We start from the raw sequence: 20,819 nt of genomic DNA on the forward strand, positions 1-20,819 counted from the left end.
TTATCAGATGTGGGTTTTCAGTTCACTGATTACTGATTACTATTTACTGACAGAACTACCCATTCCCTTCCATCTTCCCTATTCTCCATTTTGCTATGAAACTAACAGCGATGTCCTTTAATATTCGCTACGATAAACCCGATCCTGATGAGCGTAATTGGCGAGTAAGAAGGGAAGCAGTAGCGGCTTTAATTGCTCACTATTCTCCCGATATAATTGGTACTCAGGAAGCTCGCGCTAATCAACTATTGGATCTACACCGTTTATTGCCAAAATACCAAAGTTTAGGTAGTGATCGCAGAGGGACAGGATTAGATGAACATTGTGCGATTTTGTATCAACCAAGTCGGTTAAAATGTTTAGAAATTTACGAATTTTGGCTATCAGAAACTCCCGATATTGTTGGCAGTATTACCGAAGCTTGGGGTAATCCTTATCCCCGCATGGTAACGGGGGCTAAATTTGGCACTCTTGAGGGGCAAACTTTGCAGTTTTATAACACCCATCTCGATTACTATAGCGACAAAGCTAAGGACTTAGGTGCTAAGTGCATACAGGAGCGTTTTTGTCAACTAGATTTAACAAAAGATTACCTGTTTTTAACGGGGGATTTTAATGTTAATTCTCAGCAATTACCCCGTCAGATTTTAACTCAACCTCTCCAGTCAGAAATTAAATTAAAGGACGCTTTAGCCGATTTGGAATTAGCGGAACAAATGAGCTTTAATAATTACACCGATACCCCTTATTTAGCCATCGATACCATTTATTATGATAACCGTTTGCAGTTAGATTGGGCAAAAGTCGATCCTTCCCGTTGGTTGAATCTTATTCCCTCCGATCATTATCCTGTAATTGCTGCTTTTACCTTGCCCTAAAAATAGATTATTTTTGTATTTAGCAAATATATAGAGGGTGAAAGCTTCAGCAGACTTTAGTAATTCAATGGTTAAATTTTTTCGGTGTTTTCAACAGGAAAAGACTCAAGAAGTGCTATTTTCGTGGCTATTATCGAGGCAATTCTGTTTATTTTCCTCCGGGGATTAGTTACCAATCATCTGTTTATTTGATTAATTCCACCCCATCTTTGCCGTCAATCTCCTGTAGATAAACTCTGACCTGTTCCTCGGCTGCGGTGGGGAGTTTTTTGCCAGTAAAATCCGGGTGAATTGGTAATTCCCGATGACCACGATCAACGAGGACTAATAAGCGGATTTTTTGCGGTCTGCCATACTCAATAATAGCATTAAAAGCGGAGCGGATTGTGCGACCTTTGTAGATAACATCATCAACTAAAATCACGGTTTTTCCCGTGACATCTAGGGGCATTTTGGTTTTAGCCGGAGTGCGGGTTTTAATGCGATCAAGATCGTCGCGATAGAAGGTAATATCGATCGCTCCCACGGGAACTTTTACCCCTTCTAAGCTCTCAATTTGACTAGCAATTAAATTAGCTAAAGGCACTCCTCGCGTGTAGATACCGATCAAAATCAAATTATTCAAATCGCCACTTTTTTCGATAACTTCGGAAGCTAAACGGGTAATGGTGCGACGAATTTCGTCAGCCGAGAGAATTTCAATTAACTGTGGGGTCATAATTTTCTAAGAAAAGGGGGGATAGGGGATAGGGAAATTTTTACAGCAATGGTCTTTTTTTACTTTTTCCTTTTTTCTTTTAAAACCATCTCTATCATTAAAGAATATAATTATTTTCACTTACCTATTTTAACTCGATCGCTCATGAGTGATGAATTATTGCAAAAATCTGCCCTAGAATTAGCCCAACTGATTCGCACTAAACAAATCTCCCCCCTAGAATTAACCCATTTATACCTCGACAGAATTGAGAAATTTGACTGTCAAATCGGTAGTTTTGTCCATGTCGCCGGGGAAAGCGCCCTAGCAACCGCCAGCATCCAAACGGAACAATTAAGTCAAATCGCCGCTACTGCCGAATTACCGCCTTTTTTTGGAGTTCCCACCGCCATTAAAGACTTAAATGCCGTCGCTGGAATGCCGGTTAGTTACGGAGTCGCCGCTTTACAGGGAAATATTGCCCAATACGACGAAGGAATCGTCACCAGAATGAAAATGGCTGGTTTTATCCTTCTGGGCAAAACTGCCACTTCCCAGTTAGGGTCCTTTCCCTACACCGAAAATCCGGGTTTTTTGCCGACTCGTAACCCCTTCAACTGCGATTATACCGCAGGAGGTTCCAGTGGTGGCGCGGCGGCGGCGGTAGCGGCGGGTTTCTGCCCGATTGCCCAGGGTTCCGATGGTGGCGGTTCCATTCGTACTCCGGCGGGTTGTTGCGGTTTGGTGGGGATAAAACCCAGTCGCGGGCGCGTTTCCTATGCCCCGGTGGGGGAATTTCAAAGCGGTATCGCCACTAACGGCACTCTTTCTAAGACGGTGGCAGATGGGGCGGCGCTGCTTACCGTGATTTCGGGCTATACGACGGGCGATCCCTACTGGCTACCCGATCCGCCCTTTTCTTTCCTAGAAGCCACTCAAAGAGGCGTAAAACCCCTTAGAATCGCTTTTGCTACTTCCATATCCCCCTTCGGCGAGGCGGCTTCCGTTTATAAAAATGCTGTCCTCGAGACGGCTAAAATTTTAGAGGGTATGGGGCATCATTTAACCGAGTATTCTCCCGATTTACAGGCGTTAATCGCTCCTTTTCGGCGTATTTGGCAAGCGGGGACGGCGGCGACGGGAATTCCCAAGGAGTTACTAAGTCCCCTTAACCAATGGTTATTAGACAATTCTGGCAGCGCGGGGGAATACCTGCAAGCGGTGCGGCAGATGCACGTTATTTCGCGGCAAATTGTGGCGATGTTTGATAATTTTGATGTCTTACTTTTGCCCATTTTCCTACATCAACCCCCCGGAATTGGTGAGTGGGAAAATTTACCACCGGAAGCAGCGGTTGATAAGATGATTCGTTGGATTGCCCCTTCCCCGATTGCTAATGCGAGTGGTTTGCCCGCGATTGCTTTACCCACAGGAGTGGATAGTCAGGGTTTACCCGTGGGAATTCAGTTAGTGGGTAAACCTGCTGATGAAATCACTTTGTTAGGTTTATCGGCACAATTAGAGGCAGCTAATCCTTTCGGTTTGATGGCTAATTTTAACTAGCAAGACTTTCGGTAAATTGGGGAATGGAAGCGATAAGTTTACGCGTGTAATCGCTTTGGGGAGAGTTGATAATTTCGTTAGCTGTACCCATTTCCTCAATTTTACCTTTATTCATCACCATAATGCGATCGCTCATAAATCTGACGACACTTAAATCGTGGGAAATAAAGATATAAGTGAGATTAAATTCCTGCTGTAATTCTTTGAGTAAATTTAAGACTTCCGCTTGTACGGAAACATCTAAAGCAGAGACAGATTCATCACAGATAATAAACTGAGGATTTAAGGCTAAAGCGCGGGCAATACACACCCTTTGTCGTTGTCCTCCCGATAATTGATGGGGATAGCGATCAAACCAATTAGGATCAAGTTTAACTCGTTCTAATAAATATTCTACTCGTTGCCGTTGCTTTTGGGAATTGCCGCCAGTATGATGAATAACCATCGGTTCTAAAATTGCTTTACCGATGGATAAACGGGGATTCAGGGAGTTGTAGGGATTCTGAAAAACTATCTGTAATTCCCGTCGCAGTAGTCTTAATTTTGGATCGCTGGGGTTTAACTTAGCGAGATTTTCTCCTCGGAAATAAATATTTCCGGAAGTAGCAGGAATTAAGCGCAGAATTGTCCTTGCTAAGGTAGATTTTCCGCAGCCCGACTCACCGACTAAACCGAGGGTTTCTCCCTGTTTAACGGCAAAACTGACCTGATCTACGGCATTAAAAAAGGTCTTTACTTGCCCGAAAACTCCCTTAACTGGAAATCTAACCGATAAATTTTCTACTGATAAAATATTCTCGTGATGTTGTAAACCTTCAATTCTGCTTTCTTCCTCCTGGAGAGTAATAAATTTAACTGCTGGTGGAGTAATTTCCTGTAAGTCAATAATCTTACCTTGAGAGTCTTTTTCCACTTGTAAAAAATCGCTGACAGTGGGCAATTTTTCGGGACGAGAGTTTAAGCGAGGACGACAGGCAAGTAAACCTTTTGTGTAGGGATGTTGGGGATAATTTAATACTTCTTCTTTTGTTCCCTGTTCGACAATTTCTCCTTGATACATCACGACAATTTGATCGGCAATTTCGTTAATAACTCCTAAATCGTGGGAGATAAAAACCATTGACATTTCTCGATCGCTTTTACACAAATCGCGTAATAATCTTAATATTTCTGCTTGGACAGTCACATCTAAAGCGGTGGTTGGTTCGTCAGCAATTAATAGAGTAGGATTACAAGAAATCGCCATGGCAATCATTACCCTTTGTAATTGTCCCCCCGATAATTCGTGAGGATAACGCTTGAGAATTGCCTCTTTTTGTTCCTGAATATAAGTTCTAATTTTTTCTCTGACATGACCCTTATTTTCTAAGGGAAAAGTTTCTATATATTTCTCCTCTAACTGTTCATCACTGGGTAATAAGCGCACTTCTTGCAGTAGAGAGATTGCTTGATTTTTTGCCTGTTCGGGGGTGACTTTTTGATGCAGTAAAATTGCTTCGGTGAGTTGAAACTCGATGTTATAGACTGGATTAAGAGAACTCATTGGTTCTTGGAAAATCATTGCCATTTCTCCCCCGCGATAATAACGAAATTCTTCCGGGGGAATAGATAATAAATCTACTACTTGCATTGACTGACCTTTTGCTGGACGAAAGCAAATTTCTCCCCGGGTAATTTTTCCCGGAGAGGGAACCAATCCCATGAGTGCGAGGGAGGTGACAGATTTTCCTGAACCCGACTCCCCCACACAACCGAGAACTTGACCTTTCTGCAAGCTAAAACTAATGTTATTAACGGCGACTGTTGTTCTTTTCTGATTGGAAAATTCAACGGTGAGATGGTGAACGTCGAGAATTTTGTTATCCATAGGTCTTTAAACAGAAAAACAGATTCGATTTACTTATAAATATAGCTTTTTCTGTTCCCAGTAGCTGGGTGCAATTAATTGGTAGATAGCTGGGGGAATCTCCCTTGCAAGGGAGAATTTTGCCAGCATTAGTGAATATTTTCGTCTCTCAGCGATCGCCATTTACCGGAGACTGGTGACTTTTTTAAAGAAAAAATTTTCTTTTCTGTCTCCCCTTTGGGATTACACTGGTAATTGAGAATAATTAGCATTTATTTTTAGCGATCGCAAGTCTTAGACAGTTTCAAAACCGTTGACTGAGGCTGACAGTAGTGCAGTTCTCACCCTTTGGCTACTTCAGTAAACTCGATGAGCTATTAAGGAATTATTATCACTCTTGAATGAAAGACCTTCATTACCTTACCTTTGGAGATAAGAAAAGCATGGACGATAAAATTAGACCTAATGCCCCAGAAAAACCAGAAAAATCGCCAAATAAAGCCCAATTTTTCCGTTGGGGTGGTACAGAGGCAGCCTCAGAACGTACTAACCCTATGGGTACTGATCTAACAGTCACCTATTCCCTCGCACAAGTGGAAATGGGAAAAACCGTCTGGTTAGTGGGATTTCAGGGGACAGGAGGGATCAATCGACTCCTAGGTATGGGATTAAACCCCGGCATTCAATTACAGGTAATTAGCTCCCAACCGAGGGGATCAGTTTTAATTGGCATTCAAGACAATCGTATCGGTATCGGGGCAGAAATGGCCGAAAAAATCCTCGTTAGTGACATTCAACCGAAAAAACTGGAACCCAAAAAAGACCTACCTGAAGTAAGAACATTTCTGCGGGAGATACCCATAGGAAAAGCGGGTAAAGTTGTCGGTTATGACCGAGCATTGCGCGGATACAAAGGAAAATTGTTATCAATGGGATTAACTCCGGGGACAGAGTTTACCGTTATTCGCGTCGCACCTTTGGGGGATCCCGTCGAGATTCGAGTGCGGGGATTTCATCTCAGTCTGCGTAAACAGGAGGCAGACACTTTAATCGTCGAAGAAATAGACCCAGAAAGCAAAATTTAATCATCTAAGCCTATTCGTCACTCAATATCCTAAATTATGGTCAAACCCATTATCGCCTTAATCGGCAATCCTAACTGTGGCAAAACTACCCTTTTTAATGCTCTCACAGGATCCAATCAACGGACCGGCAACTGGCCGGGAGTAACAGTCGATCGCAAAGAGGGAAGATTTCAAGTTAACGGGGAAGATATCACCCTTGTGGATTTACCCGGAGTCTATTCCCTCGATGTGGAAGAAGGGGAGACAGGAATGGATGAATTAGTCGCTAGGGACTATCTACTGTCAGGAGAAGCGGATTTAGTGATTAATATCGTCGATGCTGCCAATTTAGAGCGTAATCTCTACCTGACTACCCAAATCATGGAGATGCGTTTACCGATGTTGATTGCCCTGAATATGATGGATGTGGCCAAAACTAGGGGTATTGTGGTTAATCCGCAACTCTTAAGCGTTCGCATGGATGCAATTGTCGTCCCGATTAGTGCGGTTAAAGGGGAGGGAATCGGAGAATTAAAGCAAAAAATTGGGGAATTAGTCAGTAATATTAGCCATACTGCCGCTTATGTCGCTTATCCTGCGGTAATTGAGGAAGCTCTTAACGAGATTGTTGCCTACATTAACGACCATAGCAGTAAAAGGATCGTTGAGCCAAGATGGACCGCTTTAAATCTACTGCAATACGAGGATCGCATCGTCCCAGAATTGCGCTCCCAGGAACTATTAAGCATTATCGTCAAGCATAGACGACAAATACACCAAGTTTTAGGGGAAGACCTTGATATTTTAATTGCTGATACTCGTTATGGCTTTATTCAACAAGTTACCCAGGGAGCCACTCAACGGACTGGACAGATAAATGATACCATGTCCGATCGCCTTGATCGGATTGTTCTCGATCGCTGGTTAGGAATTCCGATATTTTTGGGCGTAATGTACCTAATGTTCTTGTTTACCATCAATGTTAGTGCTGCCTTTATCGATTTCTTCGATTTAACTGCCCAGACTATCTTTGTCGATGGTTTTGCCCAAGTTTTACAAACAATCCATACCCCGGGTTGGCTAATTGCTCTGCTCGCTGATGGAGCGGGGGGAGGTGTGCAAACCGTCGCCACTTTTATCCCCGTAATTGGCTTTATGTTCCTCTTTTTGTCAATTTTAGAGGATTCCGGCTATATGGCCCGGGCAGCCTTCGTCATGGACCGATTGATGCGTTTGGTGGGATTGCCGGGTAAATCCTTTGTTCCCATGCTAGTGGGATTTGGTTGCACTGTGCCAGCAATTATGGCCACCAGGACCCTAGAAAATTCTCGCGATCGTTTAATGACGATTATGATGAACCCTTTTATGTCCTGTGGGGCCAGATTACCTGTTTATGCCCTATTTGCGGCGGCTTTTTTCCCCGTAGGTGGTCAAAATATCGTTTTTGGTCTTTATATCTTAGGAATTCTCGCCGCTATTTTGACGGGATTGGTGATGAAAAAAACCCTACTCAAGGGAGAAGTCAGTCACTTTATTATGGAATTGCCTCCCTATCATCTACCGCGTCTGAAAGGGGTTTTAATTCGCACTTGGGAACGTCTGCAAGCGTTTTTATGGAAAGCTGGACGAGTTATCGTTTTAATGGTGATGATTTTGGGACTACTCAACTCCCTTAGTTTTGATGGTTCTTTTGGTAATCAAGACAGCGAGCGATCGGTTTTAAGTGCTACCAGTAAAGCTGTAACTCCTATTTTCTCACCCATGGGACTAGAACCGGAAAATTGGCCGGCAACAGTGGGAATTTTTACGGGAGTTTTTGCCAAAGAAGCAATGGTAGGGACATTAAACTCGATTTACAGCCAACTAGCAGGGGAAGATCACCCTAATAAGGGGGCAGCGGTGGCAAAATTCGACTTTTGGGGGCAAATTCAGGAAGCTATCGCCACTATTCCCGCCAATTTAGCGGAATTACCCAATCAATTACTTGATCCCTTGGGTTTAAATATTGGTGATTTGCAAGATCAAAAAACGGCTGCCGAGAAGCAAGAAGTAGATTTAGGAATCTTTGGGGCAATGGTGAAAAGATTTGATGGTCAAGCGGGTGCTTTTGCCTATCTATTGTTTGTTCTGCTCTATTTTCCCTGTGTTTCGGCCACATCGGCAGTATATCGCGAAACTAATGCCGGTTGGACTGCTTTTATTGCCCTCTGGACCACAGGAATGGCCTATATTGTTGCCACTTCCTTCTATCAAATCGCCACTTTTTCTCGACATCCGGGATTCTCCCTCTTTTGGATAGTCTTGATGGGTTTAACCGTAGTCGGGGTTTTATTCACCTTAAAAAATCTCCGTCCCCGAAAAATCAACCGTCCGGCAATTTAAAAGTAGGGTGGGTTAGGCGACAAAAAGCTAGGCAACTAACAAATTATTTAGATTCGCCGTAACCCACCGCAATCAAGCAACTTTTCTCGATTTTTTTCGCTTATAAACCATGATTTTAATCGATATACAGGCTTATCTTGCCAAAAATCAGAAAGCATCTCTGGCTGACTTATCCACACACTTTCGGATGTCAGCGGATGCCTTAAGTCCCATGCTCGATCGCTTGCTAAAAAAAGGGCGAATTCGTCTGATTTCCCTAGAAAAATGCGGAGGATGCAGCCGTTGTTCCCCAGAATCTATGGCTTTTTACGAATGGATTGAAGGCAATTCCACAGGGACAAACAGATAAAAGTTCACCACTACAGAAGTGATCTCACCATTAAGATAACTGCTGTATTACCAGTCGCTTTCAACTGGGATAGTTAATTTCTGGCGAGGAACCAAAGTCACTCAACCGCAGAACCTCAAGGTTGTATAATCTTTAAGAGTTATTAAGCTTTGTATCAGTTTGCCCAGCAGCATTTAATGAATATACTTTTGCTGACATCATCTTTAGGTTTACTCCTAGCGATCGCTATCGTCGTCTATTTTGTTTCCTCTCGCAAGTACCAATCGTCGGACTCGGTGGCCAATTCCTACGACCAATGGACCCAGGACGGGATTTTAGAATATTATTGGGGCGAACACATCCATTTAGGTCACTACGGTTCCCCACCAGAAAAAAAAGACTTTCTACAGGCAAAAGCTGACTTTGTGGCGGAAATGGTCTCTTGGGGAGGTTTGGATAAACTACCCACTGGTGCAACTCTCCTCGATGTCGGTTGTGGTATTGGTGGGAGCAGTCGCATTCTGGCCCGCGACTACGGATTTGCCGTTACCGGTGTCACCATTAGTCCCAAACAAGTGGCACGGGCCAAAGAACTAACACCCCCAGATGTAAATGCTCGCTTTTTGGTCGATGATGCCATGGCCCTTTCTTTTCCCGACGAGAGTTTTGATGTGGTCTGGTCAATTGAAGCCGGTCCCCATATGCCGGACAAAGCCGTTTTTGCTCAGGAATTACTGCGAGTTCTCAAACCAGGGGGAGTCCTAGTGGTAGCGGACTGGAATCAGCGAGATGACCGTCAAAAACCGCTCAATTTCTGGGAAAGTCCTGTAATGCGCCAACTTTTGGATCAGTGGTCTCACCCCGCTTTTGCCAGTATCGAAGGTTTTGCCGAACAGTTAGCGGCCACGGGATTGGTGGATGGGGAAGTGGTGACTGCTGACTGGACAAAAGCCACTCTACCCTCTTGGATTGATACCATTTGGCAGGGGGTGATTCGTCCCCAAGGTTGGTGGCAATTTGGTCTAACTGGGTTGCTTAAATCCGTCCGAGAAGTGCCGACAATTCTGCTGATGCGTTTGGCCTTTGGTACGGGTTTATGTCGTTTTGGGATGTTCCGCGCTGTTCGCGCTCAATCCCATCTGCAAGCAAGTCAGCAAGAGTCTCTTACCTCAGTTATCTAGCTGGTTATAATTAAATTGAAGATAAATCCCCCCTTGATCCCCCTTGATAAGGGGGGTGTCTGATAATTTTTAACACCTACCTACTTAAATTAATCTTTAATATTTAATTAATCTCTGAAAGATTAATAAGGTACGGTTCTAAACTCCACGCAATTATTACTGGGATTATAGAGAGTGTAAACTGCTTTATTTAATTCTTTACCAACGCTACCAACCCCAATTAAACGCTTATCTTGAATCGTCAAAGTTTGGCTTGGTTGCCGTTTATCTAAAGTAGTAACAGTGCTGGTTAAATTAGCGGACTGTAAAGAATAATCAAAAACTTTTCCCGCACGACCACAAAATAGATTATTAACTCCCACCCGTTGCAGTCGATCTAAAATTTGCCATGGGGGAGTATCGGGGGTTAATTCTTCACTAACACTGACACTACTGCCATGAATTAATAAACAATCCAACTCGACAAAACCAAAATCGAGATTTCGTAACCATTGCACCGTTTCTAAAGAAACTGCATCCCAGAGTTGTTTAGTGCTATCAATTCCATGTTTATGGATTAATTCCGTCGGTTCTCCTGTGGCTCCTAAACTGTGTAAAATTAAACATTGTTCTTCCCACCATCCCCGACAAACCTGCGGATATAAGTTATTTTTAGTGGGATAACGTATTTGTTCTACTAGCATTTCACTATCGGGATTAACACCGATAAAATCTCCTAAAATATATAAATTTTCTACAGTAACTGACCGTTGCTGAATATCTTCCAAGACCGCTTGATAGGCTGGTAAATTGCCTTGAATACCGCTTAAAATCGCCCACATAATTTCTTGATTTATCACAAATTAACGTTCGCAAACATGAGTCGGATCATCGGCTTTTTCCGCATATTCTAGACCCTTAGCCAATCGCCAAGCGAAAATAGGAGGTAAACCCGATGCTAAAATAGCCTGACAGGTTTCCTGATAGTTATAGGCCACTTCTCGCAGTTGTACCGCTGCCGTTTCTCGATCGTAAATCACATAGGTGGCATTTGGACGACCGTGACGCGGTTCTCCCACCGATCCCACGTTGATGATACGTTTAACCGGTGTGGTAAATTGCCGCGACTGTTCCCCATCGGGTTGATACACTTTTATTTGCAAGCTTCCCGCGTCGAGAGTGCGAATATAGGGGATGTGGGTATGTCCACAGAATAAAACCTCTGTATCTACCGATAAAACCCGTTCTAAAGCCGTAAAAGCGTCCATTTCGGCTAAAAGATACTCATGGTTACTTTGGGGACTACCATGGACAAAACAGAGGTGATCTAGCTTAAAAATTTCGGGCAGTTTTGACAAATAATTACGGTTTTCTGGGGTGATTATTTGATTTGTCCACTCATGAGCTAATCTACCGCGTTTTTCTGCTAAAAGCGACGGATAACTGCATTCACAGGCATTTAATCCCTCAACGATATCCTCATCCCAACACCCTTGTACCGTGGTAATCCCCAGTTGACGGATTTTTTCCACCACTTGGTTAGGATGGGGTCCATACCCAACCAAATCCCCTAAACAGTAGATTTCTTGACAACCCTGTTGGTCTAAATCTTGCAAAACAGCATTAAAAGCGGGCATATTGCCATGAATACAGGATAAAACGGCTATTTTCATCAGATTAACTCCATTTCTGGCTCTAAAGATTCTTGAAATTGTTGTTGATAATAAAAAAGTGCCTCATCGGACAGACAACAATCACTCAGGGTATCGGCAATTGTCGGTTTATCGAGATTGCGACCGACGATTTCAATCCCACTAAAGCGATTCGGTCTCCCATCGAGATTTAAGGGGAAATTTAAGCTTTGAAAGTCTTTTTCTGGCCATTCATCCATAAATTCCCCATAAATACACTGACCATCAATGATATCGAAGATACTTTTAACCCGCAGCACTTCCCCATAGGCCCCTTGGGTTAATTCTGTCCAAAAGGTGGTTAAACTGGAAAAATCGAGGATTTCTCCCGTTAAAACGGCTCTATAAATCTGTATTTCCCGTTTTTTTAACCATTGATCACCTTTTATGGTTGTTTTGACGGGACTGATGACTATTTCATCGACGGGAACCTGTCCTTCGGGGATTTCTTCGTCTGGAGACGTAATCGCTACCCGATGACAATTGAGGGGTTTTAGAAAGCTTTCGAGGGATTGCGTGTCTAAATGCCACGGCACTTCCATATAGACCGTGTTTTCGACGGATAAACTGCTCAAAAGGTCTTCTTCTTCCCTAGAAACACAGGACAACTGGGGAAAGTCACTCTGTAAAGTGAGATGATCAATGGGAAAAGTTTCCGTCTGGGGACTAAAATATAGACTTGGCTGCTTGCTTTGGGCGATTTGTTGGCGAATCCAATGGGTTTTTCCCGCAGCTATACCCCCCGTCACCACGATAATCATTTTGCTCCTTCTTTATTGTGGTAATGATAATCATTCTAGCATAAGTCAGATTGGGGCAAGTAATCTTCCTTAAACCAATCCTCTAGACTTAGTAAGGTTATTTTGGGAAAAATTGGCGGTTTCTTGGGATATTAATCATGGTTATGGCTCTTTTCTCTAGGATACCATTGGCTTTGTCCATCGGGTAAATCAACTAAGATAATTCCCCTCGTTTTTAATTGTTCCCTTAATCGATCGCCGCTTCCGTAAAGTGCAAGGGTTTGCGATAATGAACTTAGAGAACAAAGAGATGTAAAACCATGGGATCGAGGGTTCGTTAAATTTTAAAGTTTTTATCCATAAATTATTCATAAGTAGCTGGTTATAATTAAATTAAAAATGGATTTTAGGTTCGATCCCCCCTGCCCCCCTTGATAAGGGGGGTGCCGATCCCCCCTGCCCCCCTTGATAAGGGGGGTGCCGATCCCCCCTGCCCCCCTTGATAAGGGGGGTGCCGATAGGCGGGGGGATCCCCCCTTTAATCCCCCCTTAATAAGGGGGGTGTCTGAAAACTTTTAACACCTACCTACTTAGTTTGTGCTTTTTAATTTTTTGAGAACTAGCCAAGCATTCGTTTAGTTGTGTCAAGATTTCCTCTTTATTTAAATTTCTGCCGATAAAAACTAACTGATTCTGAGGAGATGTATCCCATTCTACCGCTTGCAGATCGTAACGAAGACCGCTCAATTGAAAAATATGTTTTAAATCGCTTTGTTGAAACCAGAGAATACCTTTAGCTCGAAAAACATTTACTGGAATTTTTTCCGTGAGAAAAGGTTCAAATTTATCTAGATTAAATGGTTTATCGCTAACAAAGGAGACAAAATTAAAGTCTTCAGGAGATTGATTATCAATGGAGATTGGGCGATTTTTTTGAAAGTCTCTCAACTGGACTTTATACAATTCTTCTTTAGTTAAACCTAGATCTAACAATAAACCCAAAGGAACCTGACCATAACTACTTTTTAGGAGTCTTATACCCTCTTTTTCTCGACGAATAAACTTTTCTAAATCATCTAATTTCTTGGGACTGACTCGATCTATTTTATTGAGAATTACCACGTCACCATAACGAATTTGACTAAGGGCAATATTACTATCAAAATGATCGGCAGTAAAGGTTTCAGAATCCACGAGGGTAATAATAGAATCTAAGCGAGTCAGATATTTTAATTCCGTGGCCAGGAAAGTGAGGATAATTGGCAAAGGATCGGCTAATCCTGTGGTTTCAATGATTAGATAGTCCACGGGTATTTCTTTTTCTAAGACCTGATAGACTGTCTCAATTAAACTATCATTAATCGTACAACAAATACAGCCATTACTCAATTCTACCATATCTTCATCGATGGAAACAAGCAATTGAGAATCAATATTAATATCCCCAAACTCATTGACTAATACGGCAACTTTTAACCCTTCTTTATTGTCAAGAATATGATTTAGTAAGGTAGTTTTTCCACTCCCTAAAAAACCAGTAATGATCGTCACAGGCATTCCCGATTTAGGCAAGCAAGGGAGGGAATCGGAGAGAGGAATTATCAAAGAACTCACGGCAGCTAACCCACTTTTAAGTTAATTAATTGGCAGAAAATAGGCTTTTCTCAACCCTGTTAAATTCGCCTGGAAGGGATCGATATCCACTATTGCCGGTTTATACAAAAGCTTCAGAGATTAGTTTTAGATAGGATCGCCGTTTGCATTTTTTCTAATAAATCTGCCAGCGTCATCGAACCTAAATCACCCCCTTGTCGAGTGCGAACACTTAGAGTTTTACTGCTAACTTCTCGTTTTCCAATCACAGCTAAGACAGGGATTTTTTCTAGTTCTCCTGTACGAATTTGTTTACCTAAACGCTCACCACTTTTATCGATTTCCACTCGATAACCAGCTTGTTTTAACTGCACTGCTACCTCTAAAGCATAATGCTGCTGTTCATCACTAACGGGTAATAAACGGACTTGAATAGGTGCTAACCAGAGAGGAAAATCTCCCGCATAATTCTCGATTAAAATACCAAAAAATCTTTCCAAAGAGCCAAAAATAGCTCGATGAATCATAATCGGTCTTTCGCGACTACCATCCCTAGCGACATATTGCATATCAAAGCGTTCTGGCAAGTTAAAATCGACCTGAATCGTGGAACATTGCCACATTCTACCGATCGCATCTTGAATTTTTATATCAATTTTCGGACCATAAAAAGCCCCACCTCCCTGATCCTCAATATAATCCCACTTTTTAGCATTTAATGCCTCAATTAAAGCTGCAGTTGCCAATTCCCAAACACTATCGCTACCCACGGATTTACTGGGACGAGTCGATAAATTTACCTGATAATTAGTAAAGCCAAAATCGGAGAGAATTTTCTCGGTTAAATTTAAAACTCCTAGAATCTCTGCGGCAATTTGTTCGGGCAAACAAAAAATATGAGCATCATCTTGGGTAAAACCTCGCACCCGCATTAATCCGTGTAAAACCCCCGATCGCTCGTAACGATAAACTGTGCCTAATTCTGCCCATCTGAGGGGAAATTCTCGATAGGAATGCAGGTCATTTTGATAGGTTAAAACATGAAAAGGACAATTCATCGGCTTTATTTGATAGCTTTGCTGTTCTAACTCGATCGCCTCAAACATATTGTCGCGATAAAAGTCCCAATGTCCGGAAGTTTTCCACAGATCTAAATTAGCTAGATGGGGAGTATAAAGAAATTGATAACCCGCTTCTAAATGAGCTTGGCGCCAATAATCTTCGATTAAATAACGCATTGTTGCACCCCGGGGATGCCAAAAAACTAAACCGCCACCGGCATCTTCTTGGATGCTAAATAATTTTAATTGTTGTCCCAATTTGCGATGATCTCGTCGCTGCGCTTCTTCTTTTTGTTGGAGATAATTTTGTAATTCTGCGGGGGTTTGCCAAGCTGTGCCGTAAATTCGCTGTAATTGCGGCTGTTTTTCATCTCCTTGCCAATAAGCACCCGCTACACTTTCCAAGACGAAAGCATCTGGGTTAATTTCCCCCGTCGAGTTGAGATGGGGTCCCGCACACAGATCCCACCAAAATTCTTCCGGGGGAGAAACAGCGCCATCAATTAACGAGGGTTCTCGATCGCTCCGTCCTGCGTCCGGACTACCGATAAAATAACGGGTAATGGTTTCATCTGGGGGAATTCTCTCTAAAATTAACTTTTTGTAGGGTTGATTAAGGCGCTCGATTTCTGCGGCAATTTCGCTTCTTTCCAGCACTTCTCGGATAATTGGCAGGTTTTTCCCGATAATTCGCCCCATTTCTGCCGCTATTTTCTCCAAATCTTCGGGGGTAAAGGGTGTTGGGCGATCGAAATCGTAGTAGAATCCCGTTTCTGTCCAGGGACCAATAGCGACTTTGGTTTCAGGAAAGATAGTTTGTACGGCCATCGCTAAGACGTGGGCGCAAGTATGGCGTATTTTTACGATTTTTTGCGAATCTTCTTCGATAACGGGGCTTTCTGCTAGGGGATACTCAATCTGATTGACCATTGCCAGTTAAAGTGATAATGATTATCATTATAGCAAAGGAGGGCTGATGTCTGAGAGAAAAATGCGCTCAAATCCTCTAGCGGCAAGCTCAACGCTGATAGCTTACCGCTCAAACTGGAAGTCTCCCTACTTTAAAAAGCAGGTATTACCGATGATATTCTCAACTTAACAGCCAGAATCCAGGTTATGATGACGAGAAAAGAAACTGAGAAAACAGGTTTCTTCAAGAAACCCATTTTCTGATTTTCCTGAATTTCTCGCTCAAAATCCCGACAATCGAGCGCCTCTTCCGAAAAAGCGCGCATTGGATGCACCGCACATTTCAAGCGATAATCTCCGGTACAAAAAACACAGCGACTACAGGGAATTCGATGCAGCTTTTGCAACTGCCGGCGCCCTTGGGCAACAGCAAGAAAAAGAGCAGTAAAAAAGAACAGCAGCGTTATCCAGATTGCGATCGGACAAAAGAGCGGTATTAGCCTTAACATAAATCTCGATTTTTGTCAATTAAGGAATAATTACAGTTTGCTCAGAAAGAAATTCCTGTGGAACTAGAGATCGCCAGAAACTAAAAATCTCTTGACTGACGCTGTAGGGGTGGGAATAGTGGAAAAAATAACGCCCTTTGTGACAACTCCAAATGCGATCGCCTGACTTTAACCAGGGTTGCCATCCCTGCAATAAATGCCGATCGATAATCGTATCGATATCTCCCCCACAGACTAACAGGGGTACGGGAACTGTCCCTGGGGCGAAATGGGCATTCTGATAGAGATTATGGGGAGAAAGGGACAATAATAAATCCTGTTCCAAGAGATAGCGATATTCTTGGGTTAAAGCGCAGGATTGATGACCAAAAAGATTCTGAACCGATTGATTTAGCAGAGTTTGACGAGAACAAGGCAGTAATTTTGATAGCACATAATAATGAGCTTGCCAATCGATCGCCGGATAGACTCCCACAGAGAGCAAAGTTAAGGATTTCACCCTTTCTGGATAACGACGCGCATACAGTAATCCTACTAATCCCCCCGTGCCGTGGCCGACTAAATGCAGCGGTCGATCGCATTGTTTCAGGTAATCTTGTAGTAAGACCAAGGCGATATCAAGGGAAGCTGGCTCATCAACAGATTGACAGTATTGCCACTCAGCGATCGCAACTTCCCTGGCTAAACAATCCAACACCGGGCGATCAAAACGGCGAAAACTGGGGTTAACATTAATCCAAACTGCATCAGGTAATCGAGACATAATAATCAAGGATATAGGGGATTTTTCAGTGATCAGTAAACAGTAATCAGTAATTGGTGAAAAGAAAGCTGCGAACTAGCCACTTAATACTATTCACTGATAACTGATAACTGATAACTGGTAACTGATAACTGATAACTGATAACTGATTGATAGCTAACTAAACGCCAAATTCGCCCTTAAGTCCCGCGACCCAAGTTTTGATCCGTTGTTCAGTTAAATCGGATTGGTTGTCTTCATCGAGGGCTAAACCGACAAATTTGCCATTTTTTAGGGCTTTCGACTCGTTAAAATCGTAACCTTCTGTCGGCCAGTAACCGACAGTTTTACCCCCCAGGGAGGCGATTTTTTCTTCCAGTATCCCCAGAGCATCTTGAAAGTTATCCGCATAACCGATTTGATCCCCCATCCCGAAATAAGCGACCTTTTTGGAGACGAAATCAATGTCATCCAATTCATCGTAAAAACCCGCCCAATCGCTTTGTAATTCGCCGATATTCCAGGTGGGACAACCGATAATCAGGGCATCGTAGGGGGCAAAATCCTCGGTAGAAGCGGAGGAGATATCGTGTAATTCTACAATTGCCTCACCTCCAAATTCTTTCTGAATCATTTCCGCTACCGTTTCGGTTTTGCCGGTTTGCGTGCCAAAAAATAAGCCAATTTTTGCCATAAAATTTGTCCTTGTTGCGAAATAAGTGAGTTTAACTCTTAATTCTCCTTGATAGGGAATAAAGCCCCTGATTACAGTTTTCTCTCTCTGAAACTGGCATTTCCTGCCGGCAAGAACTACAGTACCAATAAGAGCGAGAGCGTCCAATGTGATGCAGCAATTTGGTGTTACAACAGGTACAGTAAGGCATAAGGGACAGTTAGAAAGATTGATCAGCGGGGAAAATTAGGAAAATCGATAATTTATCCTAATCTTCCTTGAAAAAACTAGGCTTCTATCGCATTTAAGGCTTTTTCTACTCGTTTAAAGTCAAAACCCATCGCGCGTAAAGCGTGCCAGAGATGACCTTGTAAAAAGAAGAAAGCGAGGAAAAAGTGGGCATTAGCTAACCAACAGCGCGCCGTATGTACTCCAAAGGGCAATTTCACCGTGTCGGCAAAGTAGGGAGCAATTCCTAACTTCACTTCTAAAATTGGCCCGTAAAATTCGACTGGATAAGCGAGGGTATTTACCCCACAGAAATAGGCGGCCACGAAACCAGCTAGGGCAATTCCGCCCAAAGAATAGGATAAAATGGCTTCTCCAGAGAAAATCAGCACATTTCTCGCCCATTTGAGCGGGGGAACGATAATATGCCAGATACCGCCCCCAATTAACATTAAACCGACGTAGATATGACCACCGACTAAATCTTCGAGATTGTCCACAGTAGCGAAGTGGGTTTGATAGCCATAGATAACCCAAGGATCGAGGGTTGGTTCACTAACGACTCGGACAGCGCCGATAGTTGCGTCGTATAATCCCCCCCAGTACATAGCTTTGGCCGCTAATAATAATGCAGCTATACCTAAAAAGAGCAGGTGATGACCGAGAATAACTCCTAATTGTCGGGGTTCACTCCAATCGAAATGGAATTTTTTCCCCGGACCAGAGGAATCTTTCAGGGTTTCTGGGACTCTTAACAGGTGAAATAAGGCTCCTGCTCCCAAAACTGCCGAAGAAATCAGATGAATTGAGCCAATCACGAAAAAGGGATAGATATCGATGATTTGCCCCTTTTCTCCGACTCCAAAGCCTAAAGTGGCCAGGTGCGGCAGTAAAATTAAGCCCTGTTCTGCCATGGCTATATCGGGGCGATACTGGGAAATTTCAAATAAGGTGAAGGCTCCTGCCCAAAAAGCGATTAAAGCAGCTTGGGCAACGTGGGCAACGATAAATAAGCCTGATTTATCGGCAAAACGGGCATTTCCTGCCCACCAGTCGTACTTGATCTGAGGATTGTCGTAGGTCTGCATGGCATCTTTTAACGAAAATAGAACCAAGCTTATTGATAATAATATGCAATAAGCTTTAAGTCTTAGTCTAGAATAATTCTCAATAAAGTCAAGTTAAGAATTGTTACAGTTGCTCGGTATACTTTAATACATTAGTATTTTTAGCCGGTTTAGCCTTTGAAAATCAAGGCTTTTCAGCATGAATCTTGGATCGCAGCTAGAGTAATCTTCTCAAATAATTGAGAATAATTATTAATTAATTTTTTCTAAAAAAGGCCTAGAATAGGGTCAGGCAGAATGATCCGAGGCTGTGAGGCAGGAGTTTCAGGCTTTGTTGCCCCCTTTTCTTGTACCAGTTTATGTACTGCAAGAAGGATAATGCAAGGTTTTTGAAGGTTCCAATCCTATTTTCGCAGCATGAACATCGGATTTTAACAGGTCAAAAGCCTTATCTAAAAAGGGTTTTACCATTATTCAGCAAACCCTAATTACTTCCTCAGCAGTTCTTCGGCATTTTGCAGGATTTCGAGGACTTGTTCGGCACTAATCAAGCGTTTTAGCACCACTTGCCCGATAGTGGAGACAGCATCGGCAATTTCTGCACTCTTGGGGGCAACTTCCACCATAATCACAGCTTCTTCCACCTTATAAAGCCATAAAACCTGTTCTCCCTCTAAAATACCGATATTTAATCGCTCTGTCTGTGGTGGTCGTCGCCAACTACTCGCATTGTCCCACAAACCACCAAATTCCCACACCCGTCCTATTGTCCAACCTGCCGTTAAGAAAAAATATTTCACTTTGTTACTCAATCTAGAATCAATCTCTAGCTTTCTGGCTTAATTGGTTTTCAGCCGTCAAATTTTATCAAAAAACTGCTAACGTCCCGTTAATTTCACCACCCCAATGCCCCCAAAGTATAGACCCAAGACCGCCCCTGCTAACAGGGATTGGGTGAGAGGATCTGTGGAAGGGGTTAAAATCGCGCCTAAAATCACCGCCCCCAAAACCACGAAACGCCACCCCGATAACATCGTTTGTGAGGAAATAATGCCTAAAAAGCTCAAAATCAATTGAATAACGGGAATTTGAAAGGCGATGCCGGTACTAAACAGTAAAAGTAAGACAAATTCAAAATAGCGCTCGATCGACCAAGCTTGTTCGACCACTTCCGCCCCATAACTGACAAAAAAGTTTAAAGCGGCGGGAATCAGGGCAATATAGGCAAAAAATAAACCAGCAAAAAATAAAACACTCGATCCTAACACTACCGGGACAATTAAACGCCGTTCGCGACGGGTTAACCCCGGCAGCACAAAGAGGATAATTTGTAAGAGAATGACCGGACTAGCCACCAGTATGCCGCTATATCCAGCTACTTTTAGGGAGACGAAAAAAAATTCTCCCGGGGCCAACTGCAAAAATTTTACCCCTTGGGCGGGGACTTCCAGCACTTGTACTAGGGGTTTAACGAAGATAAAACATCCCACCGCACCCACAGCCACGGCAATTAAACTATAAAAAATCCGGCGCCGCAACTCCTCCAAGTGGTCAAATAAGGACATTTCCACTTCTCCTGGCAATTCGTCGAGAAATTCGGTACTGTCTGGGGGCGGGGTTTTTACTTCTGTCGATGACATGGCTTTCGCTTGATCGTTCTCTACTCAAGCCTTTATCCTAGCATTGTT

19 protein-coding genes are annotated in these 20,819 nt (G+C 42.9%); 6 read left to right on the forward strand and 13 right to left on the reverse strand.

The genetic code is table 11. The features are described 5' to 3' along the window. Positions 1-95 precede the first annotated feature (95 nt). On the forward strand, positions 96-878 hold the full coding sequence (locus IM507_RS04280; RefSeq protein ID WP_069475354.1) for an endonuclease/exonuclease/phosphatase family protein: 783 nt from the start codon (positions 96-98) through the stop codon (positions 876-878). 184 nt (positions 879-1,062) lie between these two features. Here IM507_RS04280 and pyrR read toward each other — a convergent pair whose 3' ends face one another. Next, the gene (pyrR, locus tag IM507_RS04285; protein WP_002736112.1) at positions 1,063-1,596 is read right to left on the reverse strand and encodes a bifunctional pyr operon transcriptional regulator/uracil phosphoribosyltransferase PyrR; all 534 of its coding nucleotides are present in this window, start codon (positions 1,594-1,596) and stop codon (positions 1,063-1,065) included. A 144-nt stretch (positions 1,597-1,740) separates the two neighbouring features. On the opposite strand from pyrR, the gene IM507_RS04290 reads away from it, so the two are divergent. Continuing rightward, the gene (locus IM507_RS04290; RefSeq protein WP_287636676.1) at positions 1,741-3,138 is read left to right on the forward strand and encodes an amidase; all 1,398 of its coding nucleotides are present in this window, start codon (positions 1,741-1,743) and stop codon (positions 3,136-3,138) included. Here IM507_RS04290 and IM507_RS04295 read toward each other — a convergent pair. Then, a complete protein-coding gene (locus tag IM507_RS04295; protein WP_069475355.1) occupies positions 3,131-5,005 on the reverse strand; it encodes an ABC transporter ATP-binding protein in 1,875 nt (624 codons plus the stop codon). The genes IM507_RS04290 and IM507_RS04295 overlap by 8 nt on opposite strands. Before the next feature lie 422 nt (positions 5,006-5,427). On the opposite strand from IM507_RS04295, the gene IM507_RS04300 reads away from it, so the two are divergent. The 4 genes from IM507_RS04300 to IM507_RS04315 all read left to right on the forward strand — a co-directional run bounded on the left by IM507_RS04300 (position 5,428) and on the right by IM507_RS04315 (position 9,939). Beyond that, complete coding sequence (locus IM507_RS04300) at positions 5,428-6,069, forward strand: FeoA family protein (protein WP_123230787.1); 642 nt, start codon at positions 5,428-5,430, stop codon at positions 6,067-6,069. A gap of 36 nt (positions 6,070-6,105) precedes the next feature. Further along, on the forward strand, positions 6,106-8,430 hold the full coding sequence (feoB, locus tag IM507_RS04305; protein WP_287636678.1) for a Fe(2+) transporter permease subunit FeoB: 2,325 nt from the start codon (positions 6,106-6,108) through the stop codon (positions 8,428-8,430). Between the two features lie 109 nt (positions 8,431-8,539). After that, the gene (locus tag IM507_RS04310; RefSeq protein ID WP_123230789.1) at positions 8,540-8,779 is read left to right on the forward strand and encodes a FeoC-like transcriptional regulator; all 240 of its coding nucleotides are present in this window, start codon (positions 8,540-8,542) and stop codon (positions 8,777-8,779) included. A 176-nt stretch (positions 8,780-8,955) separates the two neighbouring features. Then, the gene (locus IM507_RS04315) at positions 8,956-9,939 is read left to right on the forward strand and encodes a methyltransferase domain-containing protein (protein ID WP_287636697.1); all 984 of its coding nucleotides are present in this window, start codon (positions 8,956-8,958) and stop codon (positions 9,937-9,939) included. A 122-nt stretch (positions 9,940-10,061) separates the two neighbouring features. On the opposite strand, the gene IM507_RS04320 is transcribed toward IM507_RS04315, so the two are convergent. The 11 genes from IM507_RS04320 to tatC all read right to left on the reverse strand — a co-directional run bounded on the left by IM507_RS04320 (position 10,062) and on the right by tatC (position 20,771). Continuing rightward, complete coding sequence (locus tag IM507_RS04320; protein WP_002787216.1) at positions 10,062-10,760, reverse strand: metallophosphoesterase family protein; 699 nt, start codon at positions 10,758-10,760, stop codon at positions 10,062-10,064. 21 nt (positions 10,761-10,781) lie between these two features. Further along, the gene (locus IM507_RS04325; protein WP_002742233.1) at positions 10,782-11,591 is read right to left on the reverse strand and encodes a metallophosphoesterase family protein; all 810 of its coding nucleotides are present in this window, start codon (positions 11,589-11,591) and stop codon (positions 10,782-10,784) included. Then, complete coding sequence (locus tag IM507_RS04330; RefSeq protein WP_123230791.1) at positions 11,591-12,370, reverse strand: hypothetical protein; 780 nt, start codon at positions 12,368-12,370, stop codon at positions 11,591-11,593. The genes IM507_RS04325 and IM507_RS04330 overlap by 1 nt, the downstream gene beginning before the upstream one ends. 561 nt (positions 12,371-12,931) lie before the next feature. Beyond that, entirely contained in the window at positions 12,932-13,963 is a 1,032-nt protein-coding gene (locus IM507_RS04335) for a CobW family GTP-binding protein (RefSeq protein WP_069474446.1), read from the reverse strand. Positions 13,964-14,076: 113 nt separating this feature from the next. Continuing rightward, complete coding sequence (gene thrS / locus IM507_RS04340; protein ID WP_287636680.1) at positions 14,077-15,933, reverse strand: threonine--tRNA ligase; 1,857 nt, start codon at positions 15,931-15,933, stop codon at positions 14,077-14,079. Between the two features lie 131 nt (positions 15,934-16,064). Beyond that, a complete protein-coding gene (locus tag IM507_RS04345) occupies positions 16,065-16,421 on the reverse strand; it encodes a hypothetical protein (protein WP_287636682.1) in 357 nt (118 codons plus the stop codon). Positions 16,422-16,440: 19 nt separating this feature from the next. Next, positions 16,441-17,184, reverse strand: coding sequence for an alpha/beta hydrolase (locus IM507_RS04350; RefSeq protein ID WP_287636684.1), 744 nt, complete (start codon positions 17,182-17,184; stop codon positions 16,441-16,443). 160 nt (positions 17,185-17,344) lie between these two features. Continuing rightward, positions 17,345-17,857 (reverse strand): flavodoxin FldA, encoded by a 513-nt coding sequence (gene fldA, locus IM507_RS04355; protein WP_002735314.1) that lies wholly within the window; start codon positions 17,855-17,857, stop codon positions 17,345-17,347. 266 nt (positions 17,858-18,123) lie between these two features. Beyond that, positions 18,124-19,152 (reverse strand): chlorophyll a/b binding light-harvesting protein, encoded by a 1,029-nt coding sequence (locus IM507_RS04360; protein ID WP_002738253.1) that lies wholly within the window; start codon positions 19,150-19,152, stop codon positions 18,124-18,126. A gap of 467 nt (positions 19,153-19,619) precedes the next feature. Continuing rightward, complete coding sequence (locus IM507_RS04365; RefSeq protein ID WP_042790841.1) at positions 19,620-19,931, reverse strand: hypothetical protein; 312 nt, start codon at positions 19,929-19,931, stop codon at positions 19,620-19,622. 78 nt (positions 19,932-20,009) lie between these two features. After that, positions 20,010-20,771 (reverse strand): twin-arginine translocase subunit TatC, encoded by a 762-nt coding sequence (gene tatC, locus IM507_RS04370; protein ID WP_002737652.1) that lies wholly within the window; start codon positions 20,769-20,771, stop codon positions 20,010-20,012. Between the last annotated feature and the right edge of the window lie 48 nt (positions 20,772-20,819).

The sequence above is a fragment of the Microcystis sp. M20BS1 genome, from assembly GCF_020245305.1.
Lineage (GTDB): Bacteria > Cyanobacteriota > Cyanobacteriia > Cyanobacteriales > Microcystaceae > Microcystis > Microcystis ichthyoblabe_A.

What these genes read in the sequence shown, in the direction of transcription:
- pyrR (WP_002736112.1), bottom strand. Translation starts at nt 1,596, where the DNA reads ATGACCCCACAGTTAATTGAAATTCTCTCGGCTGACGAAATTCGTCGC.
- IM507_RS04290 (WP_287636676.1), top strand. Translation starts at nt 1,741, where the DNA reads ATGAGTGATGAATTATTGCAAAAATCTGCCCTAGAATTAGCCCAACTG.
- tatC (WP_002737652.1), bottom strand. Translation starts at nt 20,771, where the DNA reads ATGTCATCGACAGAAGTAAAAACCCCGCCCCCAGACAGTACCGAATTT.
- IM507_RS04360 (WP_002738253.1), bottom strand. Translation starts at nt 19,152, where the DNA reads ATGCAGACCTACGACAATCCTCAGATCAAGTACGACTGGTGGGCAGGA.
- thrS (WP_287636680.1), bottom strand. Translation starts at nt 15,933, where the DNA reads ATGGTCAATCAGATTGAGTATCCCCTAGCAGAAAGCCCCGTTATCGAA.
- IM507_RS04325 (WP_002742233.1), bottom strand. Translation starts at nt 11,591, where the DNA reads ATGAAAATAGCCGTTTTATCCTGTATTCATGGCAATATGCCCGCTTTT.
- IM507_RS04345 (WP_287636682.1), bottom strand. Translation starts at nt 16,421, where the DNA reads ATGTTAAGGCTAATACCGCTCTTTTGTCCGATCGCAATCTGGATAACG.
- IM507_RS04330 (WP_123230791.1), bottom strand. Translation starts at nt 12,370, where the DNA reads ATGATTATCGTGGTGACGGGGGGTATAGCTGCGGGAAAAACCCATTGG.
- fldA (WP_002735314.1), bottom strand. Translation starts at nt 17,857, where the DNA reads ATGGCAAAAATTGGCTTATTTTTTGGCACGCAAACCGGCAAAACCGAA.
- IM507_RS04310 (WP_123230789.1), top strand. Translation starts at nt 8,540, where the DNA reads ATGATTTTAATCGATATACAGGCTTATCTTGCCAAAAATCAGAAAGCA.
- IM507_RS04295 (WP_069475355.1), bottom strand. Translation starts at nt 5,005, where the DNA reads ATGGATAACAAAATTCTCGACGTTCACCATCTCACCGTTGAATTTTCC.
- feoB (WP_287636678.1), top strand. Translation starts at nt 6,106, where the DNA reads ATGGTCAAACCCATTATCGCCTTAATCGGCAATCCTAACTGTGGCAAA.
- IM507_RS04320 (WP_002787216.1), bottom strand. Translation starts at nt 10,760, where the DNA reads ATGTGGGCGATTTTAAGCGGTATTCAAGGCAATTTACCAGCCTATCAA.
- IM507_RS04315 (WP_287636697.1), top strand. Translation starts at nt 8,956, where the DNA reads ATGAATATACTTTTGCTGACATCATCTTTAGGTTTACTCCTAGCGATC.
- IM507_RS04350 (WP_287636684.1), bottom strand. Translation starts at nt 17,184, where the DNA reads ATGTCTCGATTACCTGATGCAGTTTGGATTAATGTTAACCCCAGTTTT.
- IM507_RS04280 (WP_069475354.1), top strand. Translation starts at nt 96, where the DNA reads ATGAAACTAACAGCGATGTCCTTTAATATTCGCTACGATAAACCCGAT.
- IM507_RS04300 (WP_123230787.1), top strand. Translation starts at nt 5,428, where the DNA reads ATGGACGATAAAATTAGACCTAATGCCCCAGAAAAACCAGAAAAATCG.